This window comes from Pseudomonas laurentiana (assembly GCF_014648275.1).
Lineage (GTDB): Bacteria > Pseudomonadota > Gammaproteobacteria > Pseudomonadales > Pseudomonadaceae > Aquipseudomonas > Aquipseudomonas laurentiana.
This window is the reverse complement of the sequence record NZ_BMQU01000006.1, coordinates 229,290-238,406: the sequence shown is the minus strand read 5'-3', so window position 1 is coordinate 238,406 and position 9,117 is coordinate 229,290. Positions and strand designations below refer to the sequence as shown.

The 9,117-nt window shown below is 56.1% G+C and carries 7 protein-coding genes and 1 pseudogene; 3 read left to right on the top strand and 5 right to left on the bottom strand.

Features of this window, described 5'->3' with window-relative positions; all coding sequences use genetic code 11:
- The first annotated feature begins 164 nt into the window (after positions 1-164).
- Positions 165-1,397 (top strand): AAA family ATPase, encoded by a 1,233-nt coding sequence (locus IE038_RS08860; RefSeq protein ID WP_229775645.1) that lies wholly within the window; start codon positions 165-167, stop codon positions 1,395-1,397.
- Between the two features lie 22 nt (positions 1,398-1,419).
- On the opposite strand, the gene IE038_RS08855 is transcribed toward IE038_RS08860, so the two are convergent.
- Both IE038_RS08855 and IE038_RS08850 read right to left on the bottom strand, forming a co-directional pair.
- Positions 1,420-1,728 (bottom strand): hypothetical protein, encoded by a 309-nt coding sequence (locus tag IE038_RS08855; protein ID WP_012312015.1) that lies wholly within the window; start codon positions 1,726-1,728, stop codon positions 1,420-1,422.
- A 412-nt stretch (positions 1,729-2,140) separates the two neighbouring features.
- Positions 2,141-2,797 (bottom strand): hypothetical protein, encoded by a 657-nt coding sequence (locus IE038_RS08850; protein WP_012312014.1) that lies wholly within the window; start codon positions 2,795-2,797, stop codon positions 2,141-2,143.
- Positions 2,798-3,003: 206 nt separating this feature from the next.
- Between IE038_RS08850 and IE038_RS08845 the strand changes: the two genes are divergently transcribed.
- Positions 3,004-3,792, top strand: coding sequence for an SIR2 family NAD-dependent protein deacylase (locus IE038_RS08845; RefSeq protein WP_012312013.1), 789 nt, complete (start codon positions 3,004-3,006; stop codon positions 3,790-3,792).
- Between the two features lie 317 nt (positions 3,793-4,109).
- On the opposite strand, the gene IE038_RS24805 is transcribed toward IE038_RS08845, so the two are convergent.
- From IE038_RS24805 to IE038_RS08830, 3 genes and pseudogenes are all read right to left on the bottom strand, one after another.
- Complete coding sequence (locus IE038_RS24805; protein ID WP_128337688.1) at positions 4,110-4,364, bottom strand: STAS-like domain-containing protein; 255 nt, start codon at positions 4,362-4,364, stop codon at positions 4,110-4,112.
- A 174-nt stretch (positions 4,365-4,538) separates the two neighbouring features.
- Positions 4,539-5,558: an ATP-binding protein gene (locus tag IE038_RS24455; RefSeq protein WP_015268415.1), complete on the bottom strand. Its 1,020-nt coding sequence runs from the start codon at positions 5,556-5,558 to the stop codon at positions 4,539-4,541.
- A gap of 423 nt (positions 5,559-5,981) precedes the next feature.
- Positions 5,982-6,317: pseudogene (locus IE038_RS08830) on the bottom strand (helix-turn-helix transcriptional regulator); the annotation flags it as partial.
- A gap of 249 nt (positions 6,318-6,566) precedes the next feature.
- Between IE038_RS08830 and IE038_RS08825 the strand changes: the two are divergent.
- Positions 6,567-9,089: a heavy metal translocating P-type ATPase gene (locus IE038_RS08825; RefSeq protein WP_135198622.1), complete on the top strand. Its 2,523-nt coding sequence runs from the start codon at positions 6,567-6,569 to the stop codon at positions 9,087-9,089.
- Positions 9,090-9,117 lie beyond the last annotated feature (28 nt).

The window sequence follows — 9,117 nt, the reverse complement described above, 5'->3', positions numbered from 1 at the left end:
CAACCGTTCGATTCCTGTGAGGCGGGTATTTCACCAAATCTCGAAGCCTTTTTCAGAGTTTCCCTAAACGCCGGCACGGCAGTGCTATGCAGTTATCGCCAGTAGAGTATGAGAAACGCTATTTCCTGAGCTTGGAGAGTGTCTAGGGAACCAGGGGCGATTCATTGCTCGGTGCTGAGCTACTCGCTGAGCGGCTCAAAGAGATGTACCTCCCCAACCAGTTCTCGCTTACCTTTATTCAAGAAATGATCGGTTTGGCATATCTGCACAACCTCAAAAATTTCAGGAGTGAAGCAGAGTACGCAGGAAGGATCTTTAACCCGCCCGACGTGGAAGCTTCACCGATTTGCCTTACCGGCCTAGCTGGGGTCGGAAAAAGCCAGACGATTGCTGCTCTTCGAAGAGCGATGCCCCCACCGGTAGAACTGACTTGTGACTTGTTCGAGGGCAGCATAGAGCTTGCATCGATGTGGTATGCGAGCGCCCGCGGCAAAGCGAGTGGTAAACAACTCCTACTAGACTTCGTTCATGGAAGTGGTCATGAGGGGCGGGGTGGTAACCTGGCAAAACTGCTTGTGGAGTGTCGCCGTCGCGCCAACCGGGACGGGGTTTTAACAGTTGTCCTGGATGAGACGCAGCACATCAACACCGGCATGGGCGCGTCCAAAGTGACCGACATACTGTTGACGATGGTAGCCATCGGAGTGCCGACGATTTTTGTGTCCAACTATAGCCTCGGGCACAAGCTGTTTCGTCGCAACAGTGAGGACAAGCAGAGGCTGCTTTCCCAACCCAGGATAATGCTGCCCGAGGATCCAAGGAGCCAGGATTGGGCAGAATACGTAGGCGAGTGTATGAGGGTCAGTGGCGGCCGTATCCGTTCAGGTAAGGATGAATTTGCGGCTGAGCTTTACCGTTCCACTTTTGGTCTCAAACGGCTTGTCGTGCAACTGCTAAAGCTTGCCTACATCGAATGCCGAGTCGCTGGCAGAAACCGGATTGAAATCGACGACCTCCACAAGGCTTACCGATCGAGCGCGTATACCACCAGCTCGAAAGAGGTCGAAGAACTGCAGTTGTTGGCCATTAGCAAAGGCAATCAAGGCGGGCATTTGGACCTGCGCTGTCCATTTGACTTACCTGTTGAATACAAGTCGAACGTGGTGAGTTTTAACAGGACAGACCGTGATCAGCGTGTACAGACAAGGGTCTTCGATTCGTCGGCTACCGAGACTGAGCGCACCCTACTGAGGCAGATCACCCAACCGGATGAGAACGCTCCGGTCAAAGCGCCTCGTCGTAAACCGCTTCCAAAGGCGACCGACGAAGACCTAGCACTAGCCTTCCATCGATACGTGGACTCACAGTCCCCGTCCTCACCTAAAAAGCCGAAGTAGCATGGCTGGTTTGGCTTTCAAATCAATGACCATCACGGAAGAAGTCATCCCTGGAAGCGAGGCCGAAGTCATCCTCGGGCTGCTGCGGATCACCTTCAAACATGTTGGCTGTGCGCCGCTCTTGCTTGAGGTAAGCGATGGTTTGGAAGAAGCAAGGTTCACATAGGTGTACCTCATAGCGCTCTCCGTCATGCAGTGCACCAAAGCCCCAGTGCGCCTGGAGCACCCCATACTGCAGGCTGCCGTTTTCCAAACGTGTGGAGGAGCCGCATACGTCGCAGCTCACGTCGACCACCGCTTCTGTTTCTACACGACCAGTGATTTTCATCATGAAGCCTCTGCCAACGTTGGGACAAATGATTACGCCAGAGTTGGGCCTTGGAGAGCATCAATATGCGCCGTATCGGTATTCCTGCGGCGAGAGTCGGCCGTCTGGGCCGAATAGCAAGTGGGAGGTATAACGCTCCAGAAAAGCTATGGCTTCCTTCTGAACGCATCCCTCGTAGTAGGCTCGCCGGGCTAGCGGAACTGTGGCCCGATTTTTCAGGCACAGCTTCACCAACTCTGATAACAAATAACCGCGAACGTCATATCGAGCATCAACCGCCTTGATCACCGTCGAATAGCAATCATGGAAGACGGGTCGCCAGTTACGATCGTTGCGGGGAGCTGGTTGACTGCTCATCTTTGATCCCCTGAGACACTATCCATCGGGCGCGTCACGGTATGCAATCTGAAGCCGTTCATCTAATCACACGTCTTCCTCTTGGCTTTTTCTTTGCCGCAGCTAGCACCCATTCTGGGGCGGATGACAGCAAGGCTTTGGGGGCGATACCGCCCAGAGACGAATTTTCTGATTGGAACCAAGCCGCCATAGACCACTCGTCCATGCGAGTCGAGAGAACGGACAATACGTCGCAAAGGCTGCTGATCGGTTGATAGCCGTTGCTACCGTCCAAAGCATAAGCGGGGAAGAAGTCGACCTTCCCAGGTCGAAGCGAGAAGATCTGACCATCAGCCAGTAGCTGGTCGGGGTCAACTCCACCCCCTGGGGTGGAGGTAGATGCGAGCTGAAGCCATTGCTTGCCTGATATCCAGTCTCCGCTTTGGAAGACCCTGGAGCGGATGAGCCCGGCTGAAACGCCACTCTTCAGGATGGATTGAGGCACCGACTCTGCGGGGAGAAAGCAGTCGATGATGAGATCTAGCGCTTCCTGGGGGTATTCATCCAGCCGCCACTCGAATAGATCGTTGTACATCTGCAGGCCACCAAGGTAAGCATCGATCGTCCGGTCTGAATTGGCTTCAATCGACAGGGTAGCAACCAAAGCGACCTTGCTTTTATTCAGGGCGGTTGAAGGCTCATGTCGGGTCTGGATGTGAGCAAAGGGAGTGGTCATATGCACCTCCCGCGATGGGGCTAGAGATAGCTGTAGGTCGGGTAGCTGAAATCCATTGGAGGTTTACTAGAGCGGTAGCAGCAGTATGCGGCACCCTGCGCTCTACGCTTGGTTTTCCGATCAAACGCGAGTGCTTTAGCTGGGATGTGCGGCCGTTACCGTGTTTACTGCAAGGGAGTCCCCGCTGCGGGGCTGAGGTGTGTCCAATGAGCAATTTGCAAAGAGCTGCTGAGGCTTTGCGCAGGTCCAAGAGGGTCGTTTTTTTCACGGGTGCTGGCATCTCTGCTGACAGCGGAATTCCGACCTTCCGCGACAAGCTGACAGGCCTCTGGGCGAAGCATGACCCTCAGCGTCTCGAAACAGCGGACGCCTTTCGCAAAAATCCAGCTCTCGTCTGGAGCTGGTATCTTTGGCGCCGGCAGCAGGTTGGCCAGGCCAAACCTAACTTGGCTCATCTATCTATTCCACGGATAGCTGATGCTGGCTGGAACGTATCTGTCGTTACCCAGAATATTGATGATCTGCATGAACGAGCCGGCTCCAGTTCGGTGATACACCTTCATGGCCGCTTGATGGACGTGAAATGCTTCGGATGCCACCGGCCAGCAGAGTTATCACCAGATCAACTGGCGGTTCCCCCGGCGGGACAGATGATCGAGCCTCCGCGGTGCACTCGATGCAACGGGAGGTTGCGCCCTGGGGTGGTCTGGTTCAGAGAGAATCTTCCAGAGGATGCGTGGCGTTCAGCAGTAAGGCTTGTGGAAGCCTGTGACTTGCTGATTTCGGTGGGTACATCTGGCGTAGTCATGCCGGCAGCCGGTATTCCAGATATGGCTCTGGCGGCCGGGGCAACCGTGATCCATGTGAACCTTGACGACGTGGGGATGGACGGGGCGGAAGAGATAATGCTCGTTGGGCCTGCAGGGGTGGTATTACCCGCTTTGCTTCAAGCCGCAGGAGTTGCAGGTCCGTTGCAGCTTGATGGTTTTACTTAAGGAGCCAAGCCAGCTCTCCAATCCGCAGATGCTGTGCACATTTTTTTGCACATATCTCACGCCACGATACCCCAGTAGATTCAGGCTTTTCGCAGCCTTTGCATAGGTGAGTCGCGATGGATTTCTACACATCTCAATGAGGAAACCTAAGCTCCGTTTTCCACGTATTCCTCCGCTACAGAACGCTTTTCTGCGGTGTGTCCCCTGACATTCGCTTTTCAGGGCGAGCTATGGGGGCCACTCAAGACGGCTATCTTTTGCCTGGCACCAATGAAAAGGCCCTCAATATTGAGGGCCTTAAATTCAATGCGGATCCGTCACGCGGGCATTTTTTGCAGCTGTCGAACTCGATCATGGACCACAAATTTAATGATTCCTTTGACATCGTTGGTGCAGTTTTCAAAGGCAAGGCGCGATACCACCTGGCGACCCTCCTTCAGAATCAGCGCCCCGATCAACTCGTCGACGAAGGACTGAGTGACATCGTTCCCAGCGAAATCTATGACAACGCTCTCACCACTGCTGAGCGAGCGTTCGATTTCGGTACGGTAGGGGATCGCTGAAGCTCGCATTCCGTACGTTCGGATAGAACTATCCCTACTTAATCGAATTTGAGTTTGCATGTCGTAACCCCTTGTATTGCATAATCCTTTTTTGCAGCCCGAGAGTTTCAGTTGACGCTGAATCTCCCATTTACCGCTCCTTGCATGATCGACTCTAGCCCTCGAGCTATCAAAAAGCCAGAGCTAGCGGAAATTCAGATCTAGGTCGAGATCGTCGTCAACCTGTCCTGCATCGTCCTTCGGCAGCAAGTCACTGATCGAAATGGTGGGCAGCAGCTCACGGGTACAGCTAAACGCGATCGATACACCATTCCACAGCGCATCATGCAGCTCCTGAGACTGCCGACGCTTTGTGTCATGTATGCCATTGCCGCTCACGATGATCAAACCACCGCCCGCCGCGTCTGCAATTTTTGCGGTAGTTGTTAACCCGATACCTTGGTTCTCGCTACCCAGGATCTGGGCCATCGCACCCCGGTTGCAGCTCACTCGCGGTTTGAGTGCCGCCTCGATCGCGTGCAAATGCGTGCGGTCATGAAGCTCAGGGTGATTCCTCAGTGTCGCGAGAAACCCACACCCATTATCGACGATGGCCATGCGTACAAGGTTCAATTTTGGATAAAACTGACAGGTCAGCCAAACGGCGGCGTCACCACGTCCCTCTCTGCGGGCGTGAGTAAGCGAGTTTTCCAATAGCTCCTTGAGCGAATACTCCAGAGGGCCCCGGTAGGAGTCAAACTCATTCCGTCCCGTGTGCTCGTCGACTGGGGCATCCGGGTCCGATTGAGTCAACCTTCCCGTAATAGCTCTAGCGAGGCGAGAGGCTGCAGCCTCTGCTTGATGGTGTTCGCTGATTTTGGTGATTTCCACCAACGAGGTGCTTCGGTCGTTTCGACGTCCTACCCCCGATAGATCTACACCCTCTACATCAATGTCCTTGAAAAAATCCATCCTGGCCAGGTAGGAGGTCAGGTCTCTGCTCAAAAACTGCATCGAAACTCGCTTCTGGACCAACTGGTTTTCAAACAACGCTCGCAGCGTGGCCATCCCTAACGGATCGATATACGAGAGGTTGCTAGCGTCTAAAACGATGTCACCAGGGCAGTTAATGATTTCTGCGCACACAGAAAACAGGTCATGGGGCGATCTTGAGCCAAGCCCCCAAGGAAGAACGATCGCGTTTTCAATATCGATGGCCTGCATGCAATTCCCTGGCAACGGAGCTAACCCTTTCGGATAGATATAGGGCTCGATAGTAGCCCATTGCCTGCCGGGTAAGCACTCACCTATTTTTTGACGAGTAGTGCCGGCATAGAATTGGCGCGCGGCAGTAGCGGCCTGTGGATGGTGGATCGCGCTCGCCTTGGGCTCAACACGCACGAAGAAAACACGGCCAACGCCCTGCCACGGGTCAGCCATTCAAGCAAAGATGGCCAGATCAAAGCCTTGTGCGAGAGCACTGGAGCAGGTTTGTGAGTCCGCCGAGCAGTTTCATCTCCGACGTCTGCTGTGGGCAAAGGCAAAGCTGGAAGGGGAACAGCGAAGAGTGACCCGATCAGCGCTGTACCGCACCGCATGTATCAGGTCTGGGGCTTGAGCTGTTAGATCGCATAAGGCTACCTTGGCCGGCAACTGGAGAACGAACTGCACCTCGTCTTCCAATGCGTTGGCGTGGAAGTAACTGAGGAAGTACTCGCTTTGACGGAACTGGTCAGAAGCGATCTCCTCCAGGCGTTACAGCCCACTGGGCAGGCCTTCCTGACAGGCCTGGTAGAAGGGGTCGAGCAAGTATAGGCCGTCCAGGCAGGAAAGCATGGACGGCGTTCCCCACCGGGAGCCGGCGTCGTACTCCTCCAGCGGCTTGGGCACTCCCTCGCCGGGGTACAAGGCAGCCAGCGCATTGTCGAAGGGCAACCACTGGTGCAGCAGCAGGATCAGCAACCTCCAGAAATGATCTATGCCATGACGCTACACCACAACAATAATCGACACGCTTACAGGAGCATTGATTGGCGTCACAGCTGTTCAAGGAGATGTTGTCTAGGCTGGACAATACGGCAGCGGCCGATATTTCCCACCCAGCTTGGGAGTTGATCATGACGGAGCCCATCGCCGTGGTACAGATCTGGCAATACCTTTTTGGCGGACTAAAGGCGGTATTGCACTGATCATGCTGGCCATATTTGGCCTGTTTTATGTGGCTCGTGCACTATGGCCACCTGTCACAGGCACTACAGTTATTTAATTTTGTTGCTCTGTCCGCTGACGCAACTCTTCGGGCACAACCATGGCGGGTATTCTCACCAGAAGGGTGAAAACTCGTCCAAACCGGACAACAAAGGGAACTACTTCATGCACACCGAATCGTGCCAGCATGACCATGACCATGACCATGACCACTCGCACCCGCATGAGCAACCGGATGGTAGTCAGCGCGATTTGGTATGCGGTATGACGGTGCCACCGGATAGTCGCTACTTCGAGCTATACGAGGGAAGGACATACCGCTTCTGCAGTGAAAAGTGCCTGACGAAATTCCGCGCAGCGCCTGTGCATTATCTTAGCCCTCCCCAGGACCAAGAACACGCGGGCCATCTCCACTCGGCTGCCCCGCAGCCAAGCAACGCGGCGGACGCCGAATACACTTGCCCGATGCATCCCCAAATCCGCCAGCGTGGGCCGGGCAGTTGCCCAATCTGTGGCATGGCCCTAGAGCCGGTAATACCGGAGCTTGAGGAAGACGAGAACCCGGAACTCAAGGACTTCTCCCGCCGCTTCTGGTGGACCTTGCCCCTGACGGTCATCGTGACCGTGTTGGCCATGACTGCCCACCAACTCCAATTGCTGCATGGTGCCACACAGAATTGGGTGGAGTTGATTCTGGCCACTCCCGTGACACTATGGGCTGGCTGGCCGTTTTTCGTGCGTGGGGTCGCATCGATTCGTAATCGCAGCCCGAATATGTGGACCCTGATAGGTTTGGGAACGGCTGCGGCGTACCTATACAGCGTTGCGGCCACAGTGTTCCCGCAGGTTTTCCCGACGACTTTCATGCAGGATGGCCGCATCGGTGTCTACTTCGAAGCGGCTGCAGTCATCATCTCATTAACGTTGCTCGGCCAAATGCTCGAGCTCAAGGCGCGCTCACAAACCTCCGCCGCCATCAAGTCGCTCCTGGGTCTTGCCCCCAAGACGGCCCGTCGCATCGGGGCCGATGGTCAGGAGGAAGATATTCCGCTCACCCACGTGCATACGGGCGACCACCTGCGCGTTCGCCCTGGCGAGAAGGTGCCGGTCGACGGGGTGGTCCTGGAAGGCGAAAGTGCTATCGATGAATCCATGCTGACAGGCGAGCCCGTGCCAGTGATGAAGAAAGCTGGGGATGCACTCATCGGTGCCACGCTGAATACCCACGGCAGCCTTGTGATGGCGGCGCAGAAGGTCGGCGCCGAGACAGTGCTCTCGCAAATCGTGCAGATGGTCGCGCGGGCTCAGCGCTCGAAAGCCCCGATGCAGCGGATGGCGGACACCGTGGCCGGCTATTTCGTCATGGGGGTGATTCTGGTCGCGCTGGTCACGCTCTTCGGCTGGGGGCTTTTCGGACCGGAGCCTGGCTGGGTCTTCGGCCTGATCAATGCGGTCGCGGTCCTGATCATTGCCTGCCCCTGCGCGCTCGGCCTAGCCACTCCCATGTCGATCATGGTCGCTACCGGGAAGGCTGCCAGCAGTGGCGTGCTCTTCCGAGACGCCAGTGCTATCGAGAACCTCTGCAAGATCGACACGCTGATCGTCGACAAGACCGGGACCCTCACCGAGGGCCGGCCAGTGTTTCATAGCGTGGTCGGTACCGGGCAGTTCATGCCACCCGAAGTCTTGCGCCTTGCCGCCAGCCTGGACCAAGGCAGCGAGCATCCGCTGGCACATGCGATTGTCGATCATGCGCGAGCGCATGGACACAGCTTGTCCAAGCCAGAGGCGTTTGAGTCGGGCTCTGGGATCGGTGTACGTGGCCAGGTGAACGGCAAACGGCTGCAGCTTGGCAACACGACCTTGATGGAAGAGGCTGGCCTCGACACCAGTCCGTTGCGAGACCGCGCCGAGCAGCTGCGTCTGGAAGGCATGAGTATCATGTACTTGGCCGTCGATGGCGTGCTCGCTGGCCTGCTAGCGGTGTCCGATCCGGTCAAACCCACCTCCAAGGAGGCGGTAACCCGGCTACAGGCAGAAGATGTGAAGGTCATCATGGCCACCGGCGACGGCCTGACTACGGCACGTGCGGTCGCGAAACAACTCGGCATCGAGGAAGTCCACGGAGAAGTGAAACCCGAGGACAAGGAGCAACTGGTGGCGCTCCTGCAGGGCGATAAGCGCCGGGTTGCCATGGCAGGAGATGGGATCAACGATGCCCCTGCGCTGGCCCGGGCTGATGTCGGGATCGCCATGGGAACTGGCACCGATGTTGCCATGAACAGCTCCCAGTTGACGCTGGTCAAGGGCGACCTGATGGGCATCCTGCGGGCCAGAACACTATCCGTGGCCACGGTGAAGAACATGCGTCAAAACTTGGGCTTCGCATTCTTCTACAACGCTATGGGCATACCGCTGGCGGCAGGTTTGTTCTACCCGCTTACCGGCCATCTATTGTCACCGATGATTGCGGCATTGGCCATGAGCGTAAGTTCGGCTTCCGTGGTATTCAACGCACTGCGGCTGAAGCGCGTAGTCACAGACTGAAATGGGCACACCGCAACCTATGAGAGGA